Here is a 23,059-nt window from a genome sequence, read left to right as displayed (position 1 = left end):
CCATCGCCGGCTTCGTAGAGTGGGTAGAGCGTACCGAAACCCACCATCTTTGCGGCGATGGGTTTCGCTACGCTCTACCCATCCTACGCGCCCTCACTCCCCCGCCTGCAGCTTGCGCTGCAACGGAAACAGCTCCGGCGCGCCTGATTTGACGATGCGCGGGGCTTCTGCCGGCGCCTCGGTCTTGCTGAAATCCAGCTCCTCGATCCTTCCGGCGCGCTTTTCGATCTTGTCGGCGGAGATCAGGATTTGCCGCACGTCCTCGTTCACATCGCCAAAATGTTTCTGCAGCTTCACCACGCGTTCGCGCAGCCGTGTCAAATCGTCGCCGAGATGCATCACCTCGTTGCGGATCTGGTCGGCCGCATCGCGGATTCTCGCGTCTTTCAAAATCTGCTGCATCACCTGGATCGCGAGCATCAGCAGCGACGGCGACACCAGCACGACGCGGGCGCGGTAGGCTTTCTGGATCACGTCGTCGAAACCATCATGGATCTCGGCGTAGACCGATTCCGACGGCACGAACATCAGCGCGGTGTCCTGCGTCTCGCCGGTGATCAAATATTTCTCGGCGATGTCGCTGACATGTTTCATCACGTCGGCGCGCAGCCGCTGGGTGGCGTATTTCTTTTCCTCGTCGGTGCGGGCGTCGTGCAGCGCGGTCATCGCTTCCAATGGAAATTTCGCATCGATGCAGAGCGGGCGCTGGTCCGGCAGGAACACCACGCAATCCGGCCGCTTGCCTGATGAGAGCGTGTACTGGAACTCGTAAGCACCTTTCGGCATGCCGTCCTGGACGATCGCCTCCATCCGCGCCTGGCCGAAGGCGCCGCGTGATTGCTTGTTGGCGAGCACGTCGCGCAGCGTGGTGACCTGCGAAGTCAGATCGGTGAGATTTTTATGCGAATTGTCGATGATGCCGAGCCGCTCATGCAGGGCACGCAAACTGTCCATGGTGTTGCGCGTGGTCGCTTCCATCGACTGGCCGACCCGGTGGGTCACCGAATCCAGCCGCTCATTGACGGCGCGGGCCATCTCGGCCTGGCGGCCGGCCAGCGCCTGTCCCATCGCATCGACCCGGCCGGTGGATTCGCTCTGCGCCCGCAGCATTTCGCTCAGGCGTTCCTCGAGCTCGTCGGCCCGGATCGCCTGCGCCATCGCGAGTTCCGCGCCGCGGCGGCCGGAGCGGGCGATGACGATGGCAATGGTCAGCAACAGGATTAGCGCCAGCACGCCAAAGCCAATCAGCGCGTCGCTGGTCCGAATCGGCAGGTCACCGACGATAAAAAGGATCTCGTTCATGGCCTGCTTGTAGCCGATTCGCCGGTAATCGCGAACGAAGAGGGAACATTTATGGTAAATGACCTCTTAATTTTCGTGGTTAACGCCGCCTTAAAAATCATGGTTAAGGCCGCCTTAACCGGTTTCGACGCGCATTGACCGCGGCAAATCAGCAGCTTAAATCGCCCCATCATGGCAATCCGAGAAATCATCATCCTGCCGGACAAACAGTTGCGGCTCGTCTCCAAACCCGTCGAGAAGGTGACGGCGGAGATCCGCAAGCTCGCCGACGACATGTTCGAGACCATGTACGACGCGCCCGGCATCGGCCTCGCCGCCATCCAGGTCGCGCAGCCGCTGCGGCTGATCACCATGGATCTCGCCAAGAAGACCGAGGATGGCGAGACCAAGCCGCAGCCGCGGGTCTTTATCAATCCGGAGATCATCTCCTCGTCCGAGGAACTGTCGGTCTACGAGGAAGGCTGCCTGTCGATCCCCGAATATTACGAGGCGGTGGAACGGCCGGCGCAGGTGCGTGTGCGCTTTACCGACCTGGACGGCAAGGTGCATGAGGAGGACGCCGACGGCCTGTTCGCCACCTGCATCCAGCACGAAATCGATCACCTCAACGGCGTGCTTTTCGTGGATTACTTGTCCAAGCTGAAGCGTGACCGTGTGCTGAAGAAGTTTACCAAGGCCGCGAAGAGGGCAGCGGAGTAGTTCGCAATTCGCTCCGCCGTCATGCCCGGCCTTGTGCCGGGTATCCACGTCTTTCTTTCTCGCCACAGCAAAGACGTGGATGGCCGGGACAAGCCCGGCCATGACGAGTAGAATTAAATCGTCTCGGGATATCGTCACCACATGCCACTCCGCTTGATCTTCATGGGCACGCCCGATTTCGCGGTGCCGACGCTGCTGGAGCTTGTGGCCCATGGCCATGACATCGCAGCCGTCTACACCCGCGCGCCGAAGCCGGCCGGGCGCGGCATGAAGCTGCAGGTAACGCCGGTCGAGCAGGAAGCACGGCGGCTCGGTATTCCCGTGTTGACGCCGACGACCTTGAAGACGGCGGAAGCGCTCGAAGCGTTTCGCGCGCACAACGCTGATGCCGCGGTCGTCGTCGCCTATGGCATGATCCTGCCGCAGGCGATCCTGGATGCGCCGCCGCTTGGCTGTTTCAACCTGCACGGCTCGCTGCTGCCGCGCTGGCGCGGCGCAGCCCCGATCAACCGCGCCATCATGGCAGGCGACGCCGAGTCCGGTGTGATGGTGATGAAGATGGATGTCGGCCTCGATACCGGCGACGTCGCGATGGCCGAGCGGCTGCCGATATCGGACACCATGACGGCAGCCGATCTGCATGACGCGCTGGCCCCATTGGGGGCCGATCTGATGGTGCGCGCGATGGGCGGGCTGGAACGCGGCGGTCTGCAATTACGCCAGCAAAGCGAGCAGGGCGTCACCTACGCCGCCAAGATCGAGAAGGCCGAGGCGCGGATCGAATGGAGCCGGCCGGCGCGCGAGGTGCTGCGGCATATCCACGGGCTGTCGCCGTTTCCCGGCGCCTGGTGCGAGGCCGCGCTCGACGGCGAAGCGGCGCGCATCAAGATCCTGCGTTGTGAGCCGGCGAAGGGTACGGGCGCACCGGGCGATGTACTTGACGAGCATCTGACGATCGCCTGCGGCGACGGTGCGATCAAAATTCTCGAACTGCAGCGGGCGGGCAAGGCGCCGATGAAAGCCGCGGACTTTTTGCGCGGCACGCCGCTCAAGCCGCCGGCGCGGCTCGGCTGATGCCCCGTTACAAGCTCATCATCGAGTATGACGGCAGCCCCTTCAGCGGCTGGCAGATCCAGGACAACGCGCCGACGGTGCAGGGCGCGCTGGAAACCGCGGTCAAGGCGATCTGCGGCGAACAGGTTCGCGTGCACGGCGCGGGGCGCACCGATGCCGGCGTGCACGCGCTGGGGCAGGTCGCCCATTGCGATATCGAAAAACCGTTTCCGCCGGGGCGCTTGCGCGACGGGCTGAACGCGCACTTAAGGCCGCATCCGATCGGCGTGCTCAGCGCCGAGATCGTGGCCGACGATTTCGAGGCGCGATTTTCAGCCATGAAGCGGCATTACCGCTATCGCATCACCAACCATCGCGCCAATCTCGCGCTCGATATCGGCCGCACCTGGCGGGTACCGCGGCGTCTCGACACCGACGCGATGCACACCGCCGCGCAGCGGCTGCTCGGCAAGCATGACTTCACCACGTTCCGCGACACCGAGTGCCAGGCGAAATCGCCGGAGAAGACGCTCGACCAGCTCGACGTCATCAGGGACGGCGACGCGGTTGCCATCGTGACCTCGGCGCGCTCGTTCCTGCACAGCCAGGTGCGCTCGATGGTGGGCTCATTGGTCTGGGTCGGCGAAGGCCGCTGGAGCGCCGACGATCTTGCCTCAGCCCTCGCCGCCCGCAACCGCGCCGCCTGCGGCCCCGTCGCGCCGCCGGACGGGCTATATCTGGTGCGAGTGGACTACTAGGGCCCCCAGCCATTCTTTGCATGGGGTTGTTTTCGCGTTTTTTCTGGCGGCCTACAGCCGCCATCACGCAAAGTACCGATCCAGTATCCCGCGATACACCTTCGTCAGCTTCTCGATATCCGAGACCGGTGTGCGTTCGTCGACCTGGTGCATGGTCTGGCCGACCAGGCCGAATTCGATCACCGGGCAATAGCTCGAGATGAAGCGCGCGTCGGAAGTGCCGCCGGAGGTCGACAGTTCCGGCTTGCGTCCCGTCACCTCTTCGATTGCGCTGACGGCCAAATCAGTGAAGGTGCCGGGCTTTGTCACGAACACGTTGGAGTTCGACGGCTCCCATTTGATGTGCGCGCGGATGCGGTTGCCGCAGGCTTTTGCCAGCCGCTCATCGACCAGCGCCCGCAGCGTCTCCTGCGTGTGATTGTCGTTGAAGCGAATGTTGAATTTCGCGCGCGCCTGTCCGGGGATGACGTTGCTGGCGGTGTTGCCGACATCGACGGAGGTGAATTCGAGGTTGGAGGCCTGGAACTGGGCGCTGCCTTGGTCGAGCGGCTCGTCGGAGAGCGCCACGATCAGCCGGGAAATATCCGGCACCGGGTTGGCCGCGCGATGCGGATAGGCGACGTGGCCCTGCACGCCGTCGACGAACAGCGTGCCGGATTGCGACCCGCGCCGGCCGACCTTGATGCAATCGCCTAACACTTCGACATTGCTGGGCTCGCCGAGCACGCAATGGTCGAATTTCTCGCCGCGATCGGCGCACCACTTCAGCAGCTTGATGGTGCCGTTGACGGAAATGTCTTCCTCGTCGCCGGTGATCAGGAACGAGATCGATCCTTTGCCATCTTCCCGCGGCTTGCCGTCATGGTCAGCGAGATGTTGCAGCACCGCCGCGACGCTGCAGGCGATGCCGCCCTTCATGTCGACCGCGCCGCGGCCGTAGAGAAAGCCGTCCTTGATGTCGCCGGAGAACGCGCCATGGCTCCATGCGGTTTCATCGCCGGCGGGCACCACGTCGGTATGGCCGGCGAAGGTGATGTGCGGGGCACTATCGCCGATGCGGGCATAGAGATTGTCGATGTCAGCTGTGCCGGGCTCGCTAAAGGTGACGCGATGCACCTCGAAGCCGGCGGTCTTCAGGAGGTTTTCGAGAACACCGAGCGCGCCGGCATCGGCCGGGGTGACGGAAGGGCAGCGGACGAGGTCGCGGGTAATGGAAACAGCATCATTCATACCCCGGCTTAACACGCCAAACCGGCGGCGGGCCAGCCTTGTGCGGCACCATTTCGATCTCGCTTTGCTGGTCCCATGCGGGCCGCGTATCGACCGGCGCCAGCGGGTCGGCGCCGAACCGGTTGGGGCCGGTGGTACCCTTGAGGAAGAATAGCTCGATCATTCCCCAGACCCACAGAACGAGAATGCAGACGGCCAACAACAAGCCGAGTACGTCGGGAAGCCAGTCGGTGAGCTGGTCGAAGGGACTGGTAAAGACCACGAGCGTGGACATCCACCAGCCGCTTCTGCCGCGATCGTGCAAGCGCTTGACCGAGGTGGCGAAAAACACCCACAGCATCAGTACCGAGCCTGCGGCCTGGAAAAACAGGAATGGCGCGTTGACCCATGACAGCGATCGATAGGAATCAGGATCGAATAGCTTGAGGATTTCCTCGATGCCGAGGCTGAAATTGAAAGGTCCGCTACCGCCAAGGAGGAGGACGGCGCCTATCGTCAGGATGGCAAGGAATATCATCCAGCAAATGCTGATCAGCAGCGCCTGCCAATATCTGGCGCGGTTGAGGCGACCCTCAACGCGGAACAGGTACCAAGTGTAATCCATGCGCGTAACTCCGGGCTAACAAGCCAGGTATCAACCACGTGCGACCGGGCCGGCACGGTGCAGGAGAAAATCCGAAACGCCGAACGACTGTGGGTGCGGAACCAGGGGAGCTTTGAGAAGGGTACGCGTCGGATCCGGTCCAAAGCGGTTGCGGCCATCGGTTCCGATCAGGAAAAACAGCTCGATGACAATCCAGGTTTGCAAAACGGACAGCGCCACTGCACCCATCACGAGCAGCATCTCCCGCGCGGCCGAAGCATCAACGCCGAAATAGAGCCCGAAGAAGAGCGCGTAATACACGTAGCAGAGAGGGTTCACGATCAGCACCGCAATCGCCCACCAGCCGCTCCTGTTGCGGTCGTGAAGCCGCTTGGCCGTCGTGGCGGCGTTGATCCAGAGCATCGCGATGACGGCGCCGGCCTGCAAAACCTCCCATTGCCCGAACGGGGATTTCAGCCAAAGCACCAGCCAGAAGGTCAGGAGTGCGAGCTGGACAGCAAGGTACCTGGCGCGGTTGGTGCGGCGACTGAAACTGAACAGTAAGCGGGCGTAGTCCATCGCAACCTCCGGACGGCGGAAAAATCCCGCGGTTCCGGAATATTGGTCGCGTCAGACGGCCGCGGGGTTCGAGCTTTGGGCTCGAAATCAGTCCCGCAGCAGTTCGTTGATGCTGGTCTTGGCGCGGGTGCGCTCGTCGACCCGCTTGACGATGACGGCGCAGGCGGTGGACGGGCCGGGCTGGCCGTTCTTGAGAGGACGCGCCGGCAGGTTGCCGGGCACCACAACGGCATATTCCGGAACTTCGCCGATGAAGGTCTCGCCGGTGTCGCGGTCGACGATCTTGGTGGAGGCGCCGAGGAAAACGCCCATCGAGAGCACCGCGCCCTTGCGCACGATCACGCCTTCGGCGACTTCCGAGCGCGCGCCGATGAAGCAATCGTCCTCGATGATCACAGGCTCGGCCTGCAGCGGTTCCAGCACGCCGCCGATACCGACGCCGCCGGAAATGTGCACGCGCTTGCCGATCTGCGCGCAGGAGCCGACCGTGGACCAGGTGTCGATCATGGTCGCCTCATCGACATAGGCGCCGAGATTGACGAAGGACGGCATCAGTACGACGTTGCGGGCGATGAAGGCCGAGCGGCGCACGATCGCGCCGGGCACCGCGCGGAAGCCGGCATCGCGAAAACGGTTCTCGCCCCAGCCATCGAACTTCGACGGCACCTTGTCCCACCACGTCGCCTTGCCGGGGCCGCCCGGGATCGCACCCATGTCGTTGAGGCGGAACGACAGCAGCACCGCCTTCTTCAGCCACTGATTGACTTTCCACTTGCCGTCTTCAGCGCGCTCGGCAACGCGCACTTCACCCTTGTCGAGCAGTTCGAGCGAATGATCGACAGCCTCGCGAACTTCACCCCTGGTCGACGTCGAGATGCCGTCGCGGGCATCGAACGCGGTGTTGACGGTGGATTCCAGCGCGGACAGGGACATCGGGATTTCCTTAGGACATTGGGCCAGTTGTAACGTGAATTGGGAGGCTTTTTCGGGATTTGGCGGGAGAGAGTCAAGGCTTGCTCTACTGTCGTCCCGGCCTTCGCCGGGACACACAGTATCCCTAAACCTGCGGCATTCCCTGCAAAAACCCCGTCAAATCATCAGTGACATGATCGACATAGGCGGCGTCGCGGCCTTCCAGTTCCCAGTCCTCGCGCACCACTTCCTTGGCGCCGTCAGGCACCACCAGCACCGTCGTCATTCCAAGCTCGTGCGGCACCACGAGGTTGCGGGCGAGATCCTCGAACATCGCCGATTTCGTGGGATCGACGCCGTGAACCCGGAGGAATTTCTGGTAGGTCTGCAGCGCCGGCTTCGGCTCCAATTCGGCGGCGATGATGTCGAACACCGCCTCGAAATGGTCGCCAATGCCAAGCCGCGCCAGCACCGCGCCGGCATGGTCGGTCGAACCGTTGGTCAGGATCAGCTTGCGCCCCGGCAGCCTGGCGATCGCAGCTCCCATCGCGGGATTTGGCTCCAGCGGCGAATGATCGATCTTGTGCACGTAAGCCAGGTAATCGTCGGCGTGCACGCCGTGTTCGGTCATCATGCCGCGCATGCTGGTGCCATAGCGGCGGTAATAATCCTTCTGCAGCACCCGCGCTTCTTCCGCCGGTATCTTCAGGTAGGTGCTGATGAACTCGCCGATGCGGGCGTCGACCTGCTGCCACAGATTGACGTGATGCGGGTACAGCGTGTTGTCGAGGTCGAACACCCAGGTGTCGATGTGGGTGAAGGCGCGGGGGGAGTTCATGATTCGCTCTCCACCGTCGTCCCGGCGAACGCCGGGACCCATACGCCGTGCAGATTTTTGTTGAGCACAGTGTGAATTGCCTTTTCTTGTGGCGCCGTCATCAGCCAAAACTCAGATCGGTGGTTATGGGTCCCGGCCTTCGCCGGGACGACGATAGACTGCATCATGGCATCGCGAACCTTAGCGTCTTGCCGCCGCCCGTCATGTCGACGACGGCAAAGCCGATCGGGCTAAGGCCGCGGCTGCCGCAATCGCCCTGTTCGTTGATTTCGAATTTGCTCTCGCGGGTGCAGAGCTCCTTGGTGCCGCCCCAGTTCAGCGGCTTGTCCTTCAGCTTGACCGTGCGGTTCTCGCCGTCGACGGCCTCGGCGAAACTGAACACCTGCTTCGGCTGGCCGATCACGTCGGGATGGAGGCATTTGCCGGGATCGATCCGATACCAGCCGCGGCTGGTCACGGCCTTGCCGTCGTCGGTGGCGACCGCGGCCATGATCTTGTGCGGCGTGTCGTTGCACCAGGTGAGCCCCGTCGCGGACGGCGACTGCACCGCATCGATCATGGCGGTGAAGAAGTTCGGCGACTGCACGATGTCGGGGCTAAGCCCGCGATTCTTCAGGAAGGCGCTCAGCGCGGCTTGCGTCTTCGGGCCATCGACGCCGTCGATCGGGGCGGCGTCATAGCCCGCGATCACCAGCAGCCGCTGGATGCCGGCAAGGCGCGCCTGTTCGTCGTCATACTCGCTGCCCTCGGCGAGATAGGCGACCAGATTGCCATCGTCGGTCTGCGTCGGCGTGACCTGGGTGAACGGCGCCGGGGTCTGTCCGGTCCGGCACTGGCGCGCCGCGGCGATGATGAAATTCTCCGGTGCGATGCACAGCGTGTCGTTGCCGCCCTGCGGGATCGGCGAGGCGCCGTAGACGCCGAGCGCGCGCGCATTGAGGAGGATGCGATCCGCGGTCAGCGCGCCCTGCAGCACCACACGGCAGGCGGCGGGATCGATGCGAAACCAGCCCCGGGTGGCGGTCGCCGATTTGTCGTCGATGCCGATCGCCGCTTCGACCACATAGCTCATGCGATTGCAGAGCTTCAGATCGGCCAGCGCCGGCAACGACGAGACGAACAGCGAGATCGCGGCGGCCGGCAGCGCCAGGACCGTGCGCCTCCCATACCGCCGCATTCTGGCGCGGAAGCGGCGCGTGAACTTCGCGGGCGGGGAGATCGCGCTTGTCACTTGTGGATCAGCGTGCCGGTGCCTTGATTGGTGAACAATTCGAGCAGCACGGCGTGCTGTGTCTTGCCGTCGATGATCACGACGCCCTGCACGCCCTGTTCGAGCGCATAGATGCAGGTCTCGACCTTGGGGATCATGCCGCCGGAAATCGTGCCGTCGGCGATCAGCTTGCGCGCATCCTTCACCGACAGTTCCGGAATCAGCTTCTTGGACTTGTCGAGCACGCCGGGAACGTCGGTCAGCAGCAGCAGGCGTTTTGCTTTCAGCGCGCCGGCCACCGCGCCGGCAAAGGTGTCGGCGTTGACGTTCAGCGTCTGCCCGTCATGCGAGGTCGCCAGCGGCGCCAGCACCGGGATCAGCTCATAGCCGATCAACTGGTTCAGCAAGGTCAAATCCACCTTGTCGGGGTCGCCGACGAAGCCGAGATCGACAGCCTTTTCGATGTTGGAATCCGGATCGACCATGGTGCGCGTCGTCTTCGACGCCTTCACCATGTTGCCGTCCTTGCCGCTGAGGCCGACGGCCTTGCCGCCGGCTTCGTTGATGTAGCCGACCAGTTGCTTGTTGACCGAACCGGCCAGCACCATCTCGACGATTTCGATGGTCGCCGCGTCGGTGATGCGCAGGCCCGCGGCGAATTCGGACTGGATGCCGAGCCGCTTCAGCATGGTCGCGATCTGCGGCCCGCCGCCATGCACGACCACCGGATTGATCGCGGTCTGCTCCAGGAGCACGATGTCGCGGGCGAAAGCCTTGGCCAGATCCTCGGCGCCCATGGCATGGCCGCCATATTTAATGACGATGGTTTCCTCGTCATATTGCTGCATGTGCGGCAGCGCCTCGGACAGGATGCGGGCCTGATCGAGCGGGCTGATATTTGGCGAGTCGGTCATGAAGCGGCTCTCGTCATTTCCAGATGTCGGGCCGGGTTCTAGCTGATTGGCGGGCAGGGCGCAAAGTGGGGATTTATTAGCCTCTCCGCGTACATTCTTCCCCTCTCCCCTTGGGGAGAAGGAAGAAAAAGCGGCTCATCCTCGCCTCGGCCACGCCGCAGCCGCGGCGATCGCCAGCCAACTCAGAATCAACAATGTCCCACCCGTGGGCGCGGCCATCGGAAACAGGCCATGTCCGGCATATTGCCGCAGCGTCAGGTCGCCGGCGAACAGGCCGGCTGCGATGACGAAGCCGAAAGCCGCCACGATTCCGATCCGGACATGGATAACGCCGCGCTCGGCGAGGGCCACCGCTGCGAGTACGGCGGTGGCATGGAACAGCAGCATCGATGACGCCGACGCCAGCCGCGACGCGTCGGCCTGATGCGCGGAGGCAGCCGCCAGCATCACGCCATCGGCGCCCATGATGGCGGCCAGCACGATCAGGATGCGACAGGCGCGTGACATCAGCTGCGCTCGCCGAGCAGACGCACCATCGCCGCGCGCAATTCCGGCATGCCGCTGCCATCGCGCGAGGAGGTCACCAGCACGTCCGGAAACGCGGCGGGATGTTTGGCCAGCGCGGCCGTCGTTTCTTCGATGTGCTTTTCCAGCTCGGTGCGCTTGACCTGATCGGCCTTGGTCAGCACCACCTGATAGCTCACGGCGGATTTATCCAGCGTCTTCAGCACGTCCTGGTCGACATCCTTGATGCCGTGGCGGGCATCGATCAGCACATAGACCCGCGCCAGCGTGGCACGGCCCTGCAGGAACTGATGGATCAGCTTGGTCCAGGACGCGACCTTGGCCTTCGGCGCCGAGGCGTAGCCATAGCCGGGCATGTCGACCAGGCGCAGCCCGGCGTTCTCGGGGCCTTCGAAGAAGATCAGTTCCTGGGTGCGTCCGGGCGTGTGCGAGGTGCGCGCCAGCGCGTTGCGGCCGGTCAGCGCGTTGATCAGGCTCGATTTACCGACATTGGAACGGCCGGCAAACGCCACCTCCATGCTGGCCATCGGCGGCAGCGTTTCGATCGACGGCGAGGCCCAGACGAACTGCCATTCGCCGGCGAAAAGTTTGCGCCCCTCTTCGATCAGCTTCGCATCAGGTTCGGCGGTCATGCGAAGATTTTTCCATTCCTCGTCATGGCCGGGCTTGTCCCGGCCATCCACGTCTTCTCTTTTTGCGAGTCCCAAAGACGTGGATGCCCGGCACGTCTAGCGCGAAGACGCGCTTCGCGCTTCTGGCCGGGCATGACGAATTGGAGTTTGCGTGGTCGTCAGCTTTTCTGCTCGGCCTTCTTGGCGAACGTCGCCTTGAGATTGTCGAATAACTCCACCTTCACGCCGTTCTTGCGCATGATGAAGCTCTGCTGCAGCACCGACAGCAGGTTGTTCCAGGCCCAGTAGATCACGAGACCCGCCGGGAAGCCGGCCAGCATGAAGGTGAAGATCAGCGGCATCCAGTCGAAGATCATCTTCTGGGTCGGATCCGGCGGCGTCGGGTTGAGCTTCATCTGGAACCACATCGTGATGCCCATGATGATCGGCCAGACGCCGAGCATCAGATACGGGCCGATATGCGGTCCGAGCACCATCGGATCGAACGGGATCAGCCCGAACAGGTTGAAGACCGTGGTCGGATCGGGCGCCGAAAGGTCCTTGATCCAGCCGTAGAACGGCGCGTGCCGCATTTCGATGGTGACGAACAGCACCTTGTAGAGCGAGAAGAACACCGGGATCTGCAACAGGACGGGAAGACAACCGGCGATCGGGTTGATCTTCTCCTTCTTGTAGATCTCCATCATCTCCTGTTGCTGCTTCTGGCGGTCGTCGGGATAACGCTCCTTCAGCGCGGCCAGTTGCGGCTGCACCGATTTCATCTTGGCCATCGAGGCGTAGGATTTGTTGGCGAGCGGGAAGAACAGCAGCTTCACCAGCACCGTCACCAGCAGGATCGAGACGCCGAAATTGCCGACCAAATGGAAGAAGTAATCCAGCGCCAGGAACATCGGCTTGGTGATGAAGTAGAACCAGCCCCAGTCGATCAACAGGTCGAAATGGTTGAGTTCGAGCTGCTTGTTGTAGCCGCCATGGCCGGCGAAGGGAAAGTTGATGCCGACGACGTTGGCTTCCTTGGCGCCGGCGAACAGCCGCGCGTTGGTGCTGCCGGTGCCGCCGATCGCGACGGTCTGCGGATCCTGCAGATAGTCGGTCTGATAACGGACCTTGGCGCCCGGCTCGGCGAGGAAGCGGGCCTTCAGGCGCGCCGAAGTGTCAGGCAGCAGCGCCGCAGCCCAGTACTTGTCGGTGATGCCGAGCCAGCCATTGGTGACATTGAACTCGAAGCCTCGGCCGCCACTGCCCAGCACGGGCGCCTCGGCGACGGCTTTATAGCCGTGTTCCTGCAGGCCCTTGTCGCCGAGATAGCCGATCAGGCCCTCATGCAGGATGTAATACCCCGAGACCTCAGGCGTGCCGTGACGAGAGATGAGGGCGAACGGATAGAGCGTGACCGGCGCGGTGCCGACATTGGTGACGGCGTCCTTGACGCTGAACAGATAGCGGTCGTCGATCGAAATGGTGCGGCGGAAGGTGAGGCCTTCGCCATTGTCGTATTTCAGCGTCACCGGGTGGGTCGGCGACAGCGCGCCGGAGCCTTCCTGCTGCCACACCGTATCGCGGTCGGGAAGCCGCGCCGTCGAACCTGCGGCCGCGACCCAGCCGAACTCGGCATAATAGGGGTGAGCGGTGTTCGACGGAGAGAACAGCACGATCGCAGGCGATTTGGGGTCGACGGTGTCGCGGTATTGCACCAGTGCGAGATCGTCGATGCGGGCGCCCTTCAGCGCGATGCTGCCCGTCACCCGCGGCGTGTCGATCTTGACGCGGGGGGTTGCGGCAATCGCAGCCTCGCGGCTGATGACGGGCGCAGCCGCGCCCGGCTGGGCGGGCGTGGTGGCGGACGGGGGCGAACCTGGCGTCGGCGTGGTGGTGGCGGAGCCCGGCGCTGTCTGCGGCGAGGACTTTGCGAGCTCGGCCTGGGTCTGCGACTGCAGGCGCTGCCTTTCCATCTGCGGCGCATTGTAGAAATATTGCCACGCGATCAGCACGAGGCCGGACAGAATGACGGCGAGGATGGTGTTGCGATTGTCGGTCATCGTTTCAAGGTCTCGTCATTCAACTCGGGTTCCGGCTCGCGCCGTCGTCGTTATCTGGTGTCTTTGGACGCGTTGTCTTGACGCGGAAGCGCTTTGGCCACTTTTGCCGGCTGCCGGTCGAGGCGGAGCAGCGCCTGGCGAAGGTCGTCGAGCATGGTCGTAAAGTCGCGGTGCAGCGCCGCGCGCCGCCCGACTAGCACATAATCATGGTGCGGTCGCATCGGTATGACGTCCAGCCGCTTCACCAGTTCGCGAAGCCTGCGCCGGATACGATTACGCTCGGTAGCGGTACCGTTCTTTTTGGTAACGGTAAAACCGATCCGGATCGGGCCATCATCGTCGCGGCAGCGTTCCTGCACCACGAAGGCGGCGCTGTTGGCTCGCGCGCCATTGGCAACGGCGAGGTAGTCCGCCCGCTGCCTTAGCCGATCCATAATAAGGTCTCCGGAGACGTCCGGCTCAGGCGCTCAGGCGCTTGCGGCCACGCGCACGGCGCGCAGCGAGAACCTTGCGGCCGCCGGTCGTGGCGAGACGGGCGCGGAAGCCGTGACGGCGCTTGCGCACCAGTTTGCTGGGTTGATAAGTCCGCTTCACGGGTAGTTCTCCGCTAACCTGGCAAGCTGCCGCTGAATTGCAAACTGCCGCTGAATTGATGGTAAGTCCGGTAATGCTGGCCGGCCCAAGACGGGCCATTGACGGCCCCAAATGAGCCGCCCCCGGTCAGACCGGGCCATAGCGGACAATTGCGCGGCTTATACGGGAGCGACCTGTTTTCGTCAATGTTGCGCCGTGCCGCAATCGGGCTTCTTTGAAATGGCACAATTGGGTCGAATATTATTGTTTTCGCGGGGTTTTTAGGGACGGGACGGCAGCTCGCCCCTGACATCGGAACCGGCCGACATTAGCGATCGGTAATTTGACCGGTCCGTGGCTGGAACGCATCCTCGCAAATCAGCGTGCGGGTGGCGGGAGTGAAGCCGGTCTTAAGCTCCGACCCTGCGCGTAAAACAAGGTTATCAAGGCGGATATTTCGTGTCAGCGACCGACGACCAGCCGACCATTGAAGCGCCGCGGCCAACGCCGCCGCGCCGGCTCGGCCTGTCCGGCAAGCTGCTGCTGCTCACCATTCCCCTCGTCATGATCGCCGGCCTGATGATCTATGTGCCCGCGATCGCGAATTTCCGCATCAACCGCCTGAACGACCGCATTGCCGCGGCGAGCACCGCGGCGCTGGTGCTGGACGCCGCACCCTCGGGCATGGTCCCGGAATCGCTGGCGCGGCAGATTTTGAAGAGCGTCGGCGCGCGCGCGGTCGCCATCAAGATGGGGCAGCAGCGCCGTCTGCTCGCCAGCGCCGATTTGCCGACGGCGATCGACCACGACATCGACATGCGGACCATCACGGTATGGTCCGCCATCGTCGATTCCATCGAAACCATGCTGGAGACGGACAACCATGTGATCCGCGTGGTGGGACCTGCGCCCGGCGGCGGGCAATTCATCGAGGTCGTCGTCGACGAGGCGCCCCTGCGGCAGGCGATGTACCGCTTCTCGCGCAACACGCTCCTGGTCTCGTTGGCCATCGCGATGCTGACGGCGGCGCTGGTCTATTTCGCCATGCATCATCTGTTCGTGCGGCCGATGCGACGGCTGACCGCGAACCTGGTCGGCTTCCACGAAAACCCGGAAAGTTCGGCGCGAATCATCGTGCCGAGCCAGCGCGGCGACGAGATCGGCGTCGCGGAGCGCGAATTGTCCGACATGCAGCGCGATCTGGTGTCGATGTTGCATCAAAAGAGCCGGCTCGCCGCACTCGGCCTTGCGGTCTCCAAGATCAACCATGATCTGCGCAATCTTCTGGCGTCGTCGCAATTATTGTCGGACCAGCTCGCCAGCGTGCCCGATCCGCGGGTGCAGCGTTTTGCGCCAAAGCTGATGCGCTCGCTGGAGCGCGCCATCGATTTCTGCCAGTCGACCCTCTCTTACGGCCGCGTGCAGGAAGCCGCCCCCGACCGTCGCATGATGCTGGTCGAGCCTGTGGTGGCCGAAGTGCGCGAATCCGCAGGCATTGCCGCCGACGCCTCGATCGCCTGGGTCAGCGCGATCGAACGCGGGCTCACGGTGGACGCCGATCCCGATCAGATGTTTCGCGTGCTGCTCAATTTGGTGCGCAACGCCGCGCAGGCGCTCGAAAGCCGCCCGAAGGGCGATGCGGCGGCGCTGCAGATTCGCATCACCGGCCGCCGCGAAGGCGCGGTCGCGATCATCGAGGTTTCCGATACCGGCCCCGGCGTGCCGGCGCGGGCGCGCGAGCATTTGTTCGAGGCATTCCAGACCTCCGGCCGGCCCGGCGGCAGCGGGCTGGGCCTCGCCATCGCCGCCGAACTGGTTCGCGCCCATGGCGGCGATATCCATCTGGTCGAAGGCACCATCGGCGCCACCTTCCGGATCTCGATTCCCGACCGCCCGGTGGAACTGCAAAGCGTTCGCAACGAGCGGGCACGGGCGTAAATCACGCTATTTGCTGCATTTTGTGACCGATCTGGCCGGTTTGCCCCGGCCAAATCGTTTGCCAAAACCCGCGTTCCGGAGCTTGCCAATCGGACGCGGAGCGGGTAGCTAAAGCGCTCTTTCGCGACGTTTCCGACACCATTCGGATGCATCGGGGCGACCAGCCCACGATGGCCTTTGCTAAAAAGGGTCTTGGCGAAAAACGCGCCCGTAGCTCAGCTGGATAGAGCACCAGACTACGAATCTGGGGGTCAGGAGTTCGAATCTCTTCGGGCGCGCCATTTGCCGTTTCAGTGACGGCTTATTTTTCCCGACGAAGTGGCTCCAACTGCAAGTTGCAGTCGGGTGCTCGCCGTCAGTCGGACGAGCCCGAACGACCTTCGCGCTCGGGATGATCGCCCCCACCCAGATCTTCGCCTTGCACGCCCGTCGGCGCCGATGCGCTCCGGGATCGAATGACGATCGCGATGATGTCGACCTCGACCTTGAGCAGGTCGAGGTCGCGCGTCATCTCGCGCAATTCCTGACCCTTGCGGGCAATCTCCTCCGAGACGTCGATAGCCATGTTGCGCTCGGTGACCCCGCCGGTGCTGCCGGTGAACATTTCGGCCTCATCCACTCCAGCCGCGCCCGGTGTGTATCGCGCGTGAATTCTTTTCGACGAATTGTCGCCGGCCTTCGGCATAGGCGGTCAGTAATTCCACGTCGGACATTTTGTACAGAGCGTCGGCTGAAAGGCTCATGTTACCGCGCTGAGGTAGTTGAGATCAGGAACTCGCCAGGCGGACGTGCCGCCCCCGCCATGTGGTTCGGAACCTTGTCCCCAGAATATTGGCGCGCCCGCGCTCAACCAAGTGGAATCTTCCCCGTACCACGCGGGAATTTCGAATCGCTGGAGGAATTGGCGATGGGATTATGGTGACAGTGCACCTAATCTCAGAGAAGCGCGCGTCGACTCGGCAGGCGGAAACGGCAACATGGCGAAACACCGGATCTATACAACGAGCTTTGCAAGCGTCTATCCGCTGTACATTGCCAAAGCAGAGAAAAAAGGACGTACAAAAGCGGAAATCGATCAGATCATCGCTTGGTTGACGGGGTATCGTGGTGAAAAGCTGAAGGCGCAACTGGAAAAGAAAACGGACTTCGAAACCTTCTTTGCAAAGGCCCCTCGGCTGAACCCTTCGCGAACCCTGATCACAGGCACGGTCTGCGGCGTCCGCGTCGAGGAAATTGCCGAACCGACGATGCGTGAAATCCGCTACCTGGACAAACTCATCGATGAACTTGCAAAGGGGAAAGCGATGGAGAAGATTCTGCGGAAGCCGTAATCGACTGTGCTCGCGAGCGCCACTTCAGACGATGACGGTAGCGATTCGTTGTCCTAGGGCGGCCGAATGCGTCTCGGCCGTCCTAGCCATTCGGACGACGTGTGGCCTATGTCAGCCGAACGGAGATGCCGCCATCCACGATCATCGGGCTTCCCGTCATGAAGGTCGAGCGATCGGAAAGCAGGAAAAGAGCCGCCTGCGCCACCTCCTTTGCATTCGCCATTCGTTTCATTGGATGCAGATTTGCGATGAAATCCAAAGCGGCGGGATTTCCCTCTCCGCCGCTTGGCGTGATCGTGCCGCCCGGCAACAGTGAATTGACCCGGACGCCATCTGCGGCGTGGTCGGATGCCAGCGATTGCACCAGGCCGATCAACCCGGCTTTGGACGCCGCATAGGCCCCCATTCCCGGCATTCCCCCGTTGCTGAAGCCGACAAAGGAAGACGTGAAGACAATCGAACCTTGCCCTCGCTTCTTCATGACCGGTATCTGCGCCTTCGCGGCCAGGAACGCGCTTGTCAGATTGACCAACATGACATCGTTCCAATTGGCGATTCCCATATCGGCGACCGGCCCCATCTCTCCCACGATGCCGGCGTTATTGAATGCGCCATCGAGCCCACCGAACTCCCTCATGGCGAGATCAACGAGAGCATTGGCGTAGTTTTCATCCCTTACATCGCCGGAAAGGAACACAGCCCTGCCATTGCCTTGATTGATTTGCCCGGCAAGCGTTTCCATCTCCGCCGATCGGCGCGCGCCAAGGACCACATGGGCGCCCTCGGCTGCGAACAGCAAAGCCGCCGCTGCGCCTATCCCACTGCTTGCGCCAGTCACGATGATCGACTTGTTTTTCAGTTCCATAACGAGCGCTCCAGAAGGTTGTGTCAGCGCGCTCTAACAGTTCGGTACACGGCGCAGCCACCCGTTTCCCGACCTCAAACAACCGGTATCGGCGACATCGCAAGAGAGACATCGCAAGAGAAATGGATCGTGTCAGCTTGCCGATGAAGCCAACCATCACGGATGAGCAAAGGTTACGCTTATCAATTTCGCCAATCGCGAGGGGTCCGCCAGAACGACTGGCTTGCCTCGTAGTAGACAGTGCCGGGATCGAGGCCGATGTCGCGGAGCATCCGCTCGTCGAGGCTGGCGAGTTCGCGGCGCGCCACGCGGCGGCAATGCCACAGGTGCAGCGTCGCGACGATCAGTTCCAGGATCAGGCTCCAGCTGGGGCGCGGCGTCACCACCGCGTGAGCGGGGACAGCGGCTGCTGGCTCGTGCGTGGCCGGTGTCCGCGGGGTCGAGCGTTGCGCCGGGACCCGGTCCAGAAGTTTGGGTGCGATGATCGGCTGACGGCGTTCTGACACCAATGTCGACATGATCGTCTCCTGTGTTGCGGCTCTCGAAAGAAATATCGTCGTAATTTCAGTGTCTTATTTCGTGTTTCGCAGACCCGAGACGGTGTCGGCGATTGCTGTTTTGATTGTGCGCCGCCATACCTGACAGGGTGTGTCAGGTATTTCTGCTAGGCTGCGAAAATGCGCGCGAGCCGGCTGTTGTCGATCCTGTTGCTTCTGCAAGCCCGCGGCCGGATGACGGCCGAAGAGCTGGCGAGCGAGTTCGAGGTTTCGGTTCGCACCATCTATCGCGACGTCGATCAGCTCAGCGCCGCGGACGTGCCGATCTATGCGGATCGCGGCCCGAGCGGCGGATTTCAGTTGCTCGACGGCTACCGCACCAAGCTCACGGGCCTTTCGCCCGCCGAGGCCGAGACATTGTCGCTCGCCGGCCTGCCGGGACCTGCGGCGCAACTCGGGCTTGCCGACGTGCTCACGGCGGCTCAACTGAAATTGAGCGCGGCATTGCCCGAACGGTCGCGCGCGAATGCAGGCCGCGTCGCCGCACGATTCCACCTTGATCCCGTCGGCTGGTTCCGCAATGCCGATGACGCTAGGCTGCTGCCGGCCATCGCCAACGCGGTGTGGAACGAGAAGTGCCTCGACGTGCACTATCGGCGCGCCGAGGGCGCGGTCGAGCGCCGGCTGCAGCCGCTCGGTCTCGTGCTCAAGGCGGGGATCTGGTATCTCGTGGCGCAGGTCGGCGATCAGCCGCGCACCTATCGCGTCTCCAACTTCATCGATCTTGCCGTGACCGAGGAGTCGTTCGAACGGCGGAAGGATTTCGACCTGACGCGCTTCTGGGTCACCTCGTCACGCGCGTTCGAAACCAGCGTCTACCATTCCAACGCCACGCTGCGCGTAACGGCGCGCGGCCTCGCCAGGCTCGACGTGCTCGGCTCACGCGTTGCTCAGGCGGCCGCCGAGACGGCAACGCCTGTTGATGCCGACGGTTGGGTTAGCGTCACGATCCCGATCGAATCGGTTGAGCGGGCCGCGACCAGCCTGATCGCGCTCGGCGCCGACATCGAGGTCATCGAACCCCCGGAACTGCGTGAGCGGCTGGTCGCAATGGTGCAGGAGCTCGTCCGCCTCTACGCGCCAATGCCGCCGACGGCGCGCCGGCGACCGCGCAAGCGGCGCTGAAGGCCGTACTTCGTGCCGGGCCTGAGATGAGCACCGCCTGCAGAAAAAATTGCCTGTGAAGCAATTTTTGTTGACGACTGAACAAATTAAGGAAATGCTCCATGCATGAAAATCCAGGATGAAGCCTTGGTGAGGCTGGGTGGTCGCATCCGCACGTTGCGCGAGGGGCGCGGCATGAAGCTGAAGCAATTGGCCGACGTCACCGGGCTCTCGGATGCGTTCGTCTCGCGCCTGGAACGGGGGCAGGTCTCAAGCTCCGTCGCCAACCTGATCCAGATTGCACAGGCGCTCGACATCGGCGTCAGTGAACTGTTCGCCGATCCGCCGGACCGGCTTCGCAGCGATATCACCGTGCATCGCCACGGAGATGGCGGCGAAGACCAGAGCATTCCGAGCACCGGCTATCGCTGGCGGCTGTTTGCCGGCGGCATGCCGAACGACGACCTCGAGGTCTTTCATCTAGCATTCCCGCGCAAGAACCGGATGGATCTGATGGTGTCGCATCCGGGGCAGGAATATTGCTACGTGCTCTCAGGCCGCATCCGCTTTCATGTCGGCGCCGAAATCTTCGAGTTGGCGGCGGGCGAAGGCATTTTCCTCAATTCCGAACTGCCGCACCGTGCCGACAATATCGGTGACGACGAAGCGCGGATATTGATGGTGGTCGCCAAATCCTCGCACGGCAAATCTTCCGAACATTTCGATTGGTGGCGCGTGGCCGGTGCCGCGGCCCCGACATCATCCAGCACGCAAAAAACGACCAAAACCAAAACCAGCCAGGGAGAATGACGATGCAACCAGCGGCCAGTTCAGCCGGCGGCAAGCATTTGCCGTACGAAGCCAAGCACATCAACGATTTCGAGTGGGAGACCATTCGTTGGCCGGGCGAAACCGGCAAGATGCTGTTTCACCCGCGGCCGGAACGGCCGACCGAACCAAACGCCGGAATTTTGCGGTTGGAGCCTGGCGCCCATCATCCGATTCACAATCACGATTTCGCGCAGGTCTGGTACATCCTGTCAGGCGAGTTCAAGATCGACGACGTCATCTACACGGCTGGGACGATGATCTTTCATCCCGATCCGCATTTCGAAGGCAAGTTCGAGACGGCGACCGGCGGCGATATCCTGATCGTGCAATATCCGGGACCAACCACCGGCGGCAGGCCGATCTATGCCGGCCGCTTCAACATGGAAAAACGCCGCGATATCTCCGAGGAACGAACCGATCTCTGATCGCGGCTGATTGCAGCGGCGCGCGGAAGATTTGATCGTCGCGTGACGTCAAATGCACAGCGCGCGCCGCAAACTCCTGCGACGGTGTTGATGCCGCGACGGCGACGCCCCTCAGTTAGGCGTCGCCACGATATCGAAATTCTTCATCGCCGGATTGCAGGCCATCTTGGCCGCCTTCTCGCAGCTTTCCAGAGCGGATCGCTGCGCGGGTTCAAGCCCGCCGGTGCTCGCGGAATAGCTCGGGACGCCGTTCGGCGCGCGGACCAGGACTTTTGGGGTGTAGAGCGAGAAATATCCCTCGAGCCACGGCCGGCGGGTCGCCGGCATATTGTATTTCTGCATCAAGGCATCGAGCTGTTGCGCGCTCCAGGTCGGCAGGTTCTGCGCGCGCAGGAAGGGATCGAGCGCCGCCAGCCAATGCTGCCGCCCTGCCGGAAGTTCGAAGATGTTGTGACCGTCGGCCGGTTGCAGCGACGGAGCAATCTTCAAGGTGGCGACGCCGCCTTGTGCGACATAGGCCGCATGCACCTTGCGTGCCGCATCGGGCCCGAAATTGCCGTCGTTCTCCGAATAGACCCACAGCGTCGGCGTCCTTGTCTGGCTGCCGAAAGACGCCAGCGCCGCGATCGGCATATCCTGCGGACAGGCGAGCTGCCCCTGGGCGTCGGTGATCCGCATGGCGCCGGCGAGATTCACGACCGCTTTCAGCCCCGGAGTATTGCGCGCCGCAAGCGCGAGCGCGGCGCCGCCTCCCACCGAGCCGCCGATCGCGATCACCTGCGTGGCATCGGCATCGCCGCGTCCGGCCACGACGCGCAACGCGCGCTCGAGATCATCGGCTTCCACCGAGAAGTAGCGACGCAGGTCGGCATCATTGCATCTGGCATAGGCCGCATTGGTGGGCTGGCCCGTCGTCCCGCCCGACACCCCGTACCCTCGCCGCACCACGGCGACAGCGAGATAGCCGCGATAGGCAAGGTCGCGGGCCTGCGGCGCCATCAACGGGGCACGCAGGTTCACGAGTTCGGACGGCAGCCGAGGCTTGCCATGCGTGAGCAAAGCGACCGGCAGCCGTCCCTTTGCGGCAGCCAGCCGTACGATCAAGGCTTCCAGCCGGTAGTTTCCGCCCGGCGCGCGAATATCGAGGAAGGTGATTTCTTCGAGCAGGGCCGGGTGGTCCGGTGGCGCGGCAGGGCCGGCTTGCGTCAGGCCGGGCGTAGAAGCCGCCATGGTCGTGATCAGCGCCATCGCCGCCGCGATCGTTGAAATGAACTTCATCGCCGATCCTCCGCAGGCACACTGTGCCGTGTGACCTGAAAATGCAGTAGCACATTCGGCCCGTGCCGATCGTGTCGTCGAATGATCAACCTCACTCATGCCACATAGAACCGTGATCTTTCTCACCTAGCCGGCAGGGAGCTTGTCTGCGGATGGGCGCGTTATGCGCGAGCGCCCGATTGCGGCATTCACGCAGCCCCGTCTCTGGCCAAACGGCGGCGGACCAACTATCGTCGCGGCATGTCAGCCCCAAAACGCGTCGACGCCGATAGGTGTTGCGGCGCGATCATCGACTATCAGGATTTCTTTTTGGCGCAGCTCGAGCCGCGCAACCGCTCCCGCTTGCGCAAAAACATGCGCAACTTCGCGCGCCTTCTGGCGTACATGCGTATCCCAACGGTTGTCACACTCGAGCGGCCAGTCCACCGAAAAGGCGCGGTGCCGCAGGATATCAAGGCGCCGGTCGGCAGCGCCGCAAAGGTCTTCGAGAAGGATTTCTTCGACCTCACCAAGGAGAAGCCGATCCGGGCCCATCTGAAACGGCTGAAGAAGACGCAAATCGTCGTTGCGGGTTGCGAGACCGATGTGTGCGTCCTGCAATCCTGCCTCGGCCTTCTCGAAATGGGTTTTGAGGTTTTCGCGGTCGAGGAGCTGCTGTTTTCGTCGGCGCGCAATGTCGATGCTGCGTTGGTGAGGCTTAGGTCCGAGGGAGTGATCTTCCTGTCCTACAAGACGCTGTTCTTCGAACTGGTCGAAGCCGTGGCAGGTGCGCCGCATGCCGAAAAGATGATCGCGGCATTCGGCGAGTTTCCTTCCGATCTCCCGGAAGAAGCTGTGTCTTGATGTGCAGGCGTCCCCGCGTGGCACGGCGCCGCGCCGCCAT

At 62.9% G+C, this 23,059-nt stretch carries 26 protein-coding genes and 1 tRNA gene; 10 read left to right on the top strand and 17 right to left on the bottom strand.

The features are described 5' to 3' along the window. Positions 1-93: 93 nt before the first annotated feature. Positions 94-1,302: a DNA recombination protein RmuC gene (locus JQ575_RS28140; protein ID WP_212036464.1), complete on the bottom strand. Its 1,209-nt coding sequence runs from the start codon at positions 1,300-1,302 to the stop codon at positions 94-96. 171 nt (positions 1,303-1,473) lie between these two features. Here JQ575_RS28140 and def point away from each other — a divergent pair, with 171 nt between their 5' ends. From def to truA, 3 genes are all read left to right on the top strand, one after another. After that, on the top strand, positions 1,474-2,001 hold the full coding sequence (gene def / locus JQ575_RS28135; RefSeq protein ID WP_192739172.1) for a peptide deformylase: 528 nt from the start codon (positions 1,474-1,476) through the stop codon (positions 1,999-2,001). 141 nt (positions 2,002-2,142) lie between these two features. After that, the gene (fmt, locus tag JQ575_RS28130; protein WP_212036463.1) at positions 2,143-3,075 is read left to right on the top strand and encodes a methionyl-tRNA formyltransferase; all 933 of its coding nucleotides are present in this window, start codon (positions 2,143-2,145) and stop codon (positions 3,073-3,075) included. Then, entirely contained in the window at positions 3,075-3,812 is a 738-nt protein-coding gene (truA, locus tag JQ575_RS28125) for a tRNA pseudouridine(38-40) synthase TruA (RefSeq protein WP_212036462.1), read from the top strand. The genes fmt and truA overlap by 1 nt, the downstream gene beginning before the upstream one ends. 63 nt (positions 3,813-3,875) lie before the next feature. Here the strand turns inward: truA and dapE are convergent, their stop codons facing one another. The 12 genes from dapE to rpmH all read right to left on the bottom strand — a co-directional run bounded on the left by dapE (position 3,876) and on the right by rpmH (position 13,868). After that, the gene (gene dapE, locus JQ575_RS28120) at positions 3,876-5,042 is read right to left on the bottom strand and encodes a succinyl-diaminopimelate desuccinylase (protein ID WP_212036461.1); all 1,167 of its coding nucleotides are present in this window, start codon (positions 5,040-5,042) and stop codon (positions 3,876-3,878) included. After that, positions 5,035-5,646 carry a DUF805 domain-containing protein gene (locus JQ575_RS28115; protein ID WP_212036460.1) on the bottom strand — a complete coding sequence of 204 codons (612 nt, stop codon included), beginning with the start codon at positions 5,644-5,646 and terminating at the stop codon, positions 5,035-5,037. Before JQ575_RS28115 ends, dapE begins: the two co-directional genes overlap by 8 nt. A gap of 30 nt (positions 5,647-5,676) precedes the next feature. Continuing rightward, positions 5,677-6,204: a DUF805 domain-containing protein gene (locus JQ575_RS28110; RefSeq protein ID WP_212036459.1), complete on the bottom strand. Its 528-nt coding sequence runs from the start codon at positions 6,202-6,204 to the stop codon at positions 5,677-5,679. An 87-nt stretch (positions 6,205-6,291) separates the two neighbouring features. Continuing rightward, the gene (gene dapD, locus JQ575_RS28105) at positions 6,292-7,137 is read right to left on the bottom strand and encodes a 2,3,4,5-tetrahydropyridine-2,6-dicarboxylate N-succinyltransferase (RefSeq protein ID WP_212036458.1); all 846 of its coding nucleotides are present in this window, start codon (positions 7,135-7,137) and stop codon (positions 6,292-6,294) included. A 124-nt stretch (positions 7,138-7,261) separates the two neighbouring features. After that, positions 7,262-7,954, bottom strand: coding sequence for a pyrimidine 5'-nucleotidase (locus JQ575_RS28100; RefSeq protein WP_249166938.1), 693 nt, complete (start codon positions 7,952-7,954; stop codon positions 7,262-7,264). Positions 7,955-8,117: 163 nt separating this feature from the next. Beyond that, positions 8,118-9,104 carry a DUF1036 domain-containing protein gene (locus tag JQ575_RS28095; protein WP_212036490.1) on the bottom strand — a complete coding sequence of 329 codons (987 nt, stop codon included), beginning with the start codon at positions 9,102-9,104 and terminating at the stop codon, positions 8,118-8,120. 77 nt (positions 9,105-9,181) lie between these two features. After that, complete coding sequence (argB, locus tag JQ575_RS28090; protein WP_212036457.1) at positions 9,182-10,078, bottom strand: acetylglutamate kinase; 897 nt, start codon at positions 10,076-10,078, stop codon at positions 9,182-9,184. A 135-nt stretch (positions 10,079-10,213) separates the two neighbouring features. Continuing rightward, positions 10,214-10,585 carry a DUF423 domain-containing protein gene (locus JQ575_RS28085; RefSeq protein ID WP_212036456.1) on the bottom strand — a complete coding sequence of 124 codons (372 nt, stop codon included), beginning with the start codon at positions 10,583-10,585 and terminating at the stop codon, positions 10,214-10,216. Next, entirely contained in the window at positions 10,585-11,235 is a 651-nt protein-coding gene (yihA, locus tag JQ575_RS28080) for a ribosome biogenesis GTP-binding protein YihA/YsxC (RefSeq protein ID WP_212036489.1), read from the bottom strand. The genes JQ575_RS28085 and yihA overlap by 1 nt, the downstream gene beginning before the upstream one ends. A 158-nt stretch (positions 11,236-11,393) precedes the next feature. After that, complete coding sequence (gene yidC / locus JQ575_RS28075; protein WP_212036455.1) at positions 11,394-13,274, bottom strand: membrane protein insertase YidC; 1,881 nt, start codon at positions 13,272-13,274, stop codon at positions 11,394-11,396. 50 nt (positions 13,275-13,324) lie between these two features. Then, positions 13,325-13,708, bottom strand: a complete 384-nt coding sequence (rnpA, locus tag JQ575_RS28070; RefSeq protein ID WP_212036454.1) for a ribonuclease P protein component — start codon at positions 13,706-13,708, stop codon at positions 13,325-13,327. 25 nt (positions 13,709-13,733) lie between these two features. Continuing rightward, positions 13,734-13,868 carry a 50S ribosomal protein L34 gene (gene rpmH, locus JQ575_RS28065; RefSeq protein ID WP_006609582.1) on the bottom strand — a complete coding sequence of 45 codons (135 nt, stop codon included), beginning with the start codon at positions 13,866-13,868 and terminating at the stop codon, positions 13,734-13,736. Between the two features lie 438 nt (positions 13,869-14,306). Here rpmH and JQ575_RS28060 point away from each other — a divergent pair, with 438 nt between their 5' ends. Continuing rightward, complete coding sequence (locus JQ575_RS28060; protein WP_312016040.1) at positions 14,307-15,785, top strand: HAMP domain-containing sensor histidine kinase; 1,479 nt, start codon at positions 14,307-14,309, stop codon at positions 15,783-15,785. 204 nt (positions 15,786-15,989) lie between these two features. Beyond that, a tRNA-Arg gene (locus JQ575_RS28055) sits at positions 15,990-16,066 on the top strand. A gap of 74 nt (positions 16,067-16,140) precedes the next feature. Here JQ575_RS28055 and JQ575_RS44965 read toward each other — a convergent pair. Next, the gene (locus JQ575_RS44965; RefSeq protein ID WP_249166937.1) at positions 16,141-16,389 is read right to left on the bottom strand and encodes a hypothetical protein; all 249 of its coding nucleotides are present in this window, start codon (positions 16,387-16,389) and stop codon (positions 16,141-16,143) included. A 373-nt stretch (positions 16,390-16,762) separates the two neighbouring features. Here JQ575_RS44965 and JQ575_RS28045 point away from each other — a divergent pair, with 373 nt between their 5' ends. Continuing rightward, positions 16,763-17,116, top strand: coding sequence for a DUF2200 domain-containing protein (locus tag JQ575_RS28045; protein WP_212036453.1), 354 nt, complete (start codon positions 16,763-16,765; stop codon positions 17,114-17,116). A gap of 106 nt (positions 17,117-17,222) precedes the next feature. On the opposite strand, the gene JQ575_RS28040 is transcribed toward JQ575_RS28045, so the two are convergent. Both JQ575_RS28040 and JQ575_RS28035 read right to left on the bottom strand, forming a co-directional pair. Beyond that, positions 17,223-17,981 (bottom strand): SDR family oxidoreductase, encoded by a 759-nt coding sequence (locus JQ575_RS28040; RefSeq protein ID WP_212036452.1) that lies wholly within the window; start codon positions 17,979-17,981, stop codon positions 17,223-17,225. Between the two features lie 182 nt (positions 17,982-18,163). Then, the gene (locus tag JQ575_RS28035) at positions 18,164-18,499 is read right to left on the bottom strand and encodes a DUF1127 domain-containing protein (protein ID WP_212036451.1); all 336 of its coding nucleotides are present in this window, start codon (positions 18,497-18,499) and stop codon (positions 18,164-18,166) included. Between the two features lie 159 nt (positions 18,500-18,658). Here JQ575_RS28035 and JQ575_RS28030 point away from each other — a divergent pair, with 159 nt between their 5' ends. From JQ575_RS28030 to JQ575_RS28020, 3 genes are all read left to right on the top strand, one after another. Then, positions 18,659-19,663 carry a YafY family protein gene (locus tag JQ575_RS28030; RefSeq protein ID WP_212036450.1) on the top strand — a complete coding sequence of 335 codons (1,005 nt, stop codon included), beginning with the start codon at positions 18,659-18,661 and terminating at the stop codon, positions 19,661-19,663. A 105-nt stretch (positions 19,664-19,768) separates the two neighbouring features. After that, positions 19,769-20,452 carry a helix-turn-helix domain-containing protein gene (locus JQ575_RS28025; RefSeq protein ID WP_212036449.1) on the top strand — a complete coding sequence of 228 codons (684 nt, stop codon included), beginning with the start codon at positions 19,769-19,771 and terminating at the stop codon, positions 20,450-20,452. Between the two features lie 2 nt (positions 20,453-20,454). Continuing rightward, the gene (locus JQ575_RS28020; RefSeq protein ID WP_212036448.1) at positions 20,455-20,898 is read left to right on the top strand and encodes a cupin domain-containing protein; all 444 of its coding nucleotides are present in this window, start codon (positions 20,455-20,457) and stop codon (positions 20,896-20,898) included. Positions 20,899-21,009: 111 nt separating this feature from the next. Here JQ575_RS28020 and JQ575_RS28015 read toward each other — a convergent pair whose 3' ends face one another. After that, the gene (locus tag JQ575_RS28015) at positions 21,010-22,176 is read right to left on the bottom strand and encodes a S9 family peptidase (protein ID WP_212036447.1); all 1,167 of its coding nucleotides are present in this window, start codon (positions 22,174-22,176) and stop codon (positions 21,010-21,012) included. A 240-nt stretch (positions 22,177-22,416) separates the two neighbouring features. Between JQ575_RS28015 and JQ575_RS28010 the strand changes: the two genes are divergently transcribed. Then, the gene (locus tag JQ575_RS28010) at positions 22,417-23,019 is read left to right on the top strand and encodes an isochorismatase family protein (protein ID WP_212036446.1); all 603 of its coding nucleotides are present in this window, start codon (positions 22,417-22,419) and stop codon (positions 23,017-23,019) included. Positions 23,020-23,059: the final 40 nt, after the last annotated feature.

Source organism: Bradyrhizobium sp. JYMT SZCCT0428, from assembly GCF_018131075.1.
GTDB lineage: Bacteria > Pseudomonadota > Alphaproteobacteria > Rhizobiales > Xanthobacteraceae > Bradyrhizobium.
This window is presented reverse-complemented; position numbering and strand designations above follow the sequence as displayed.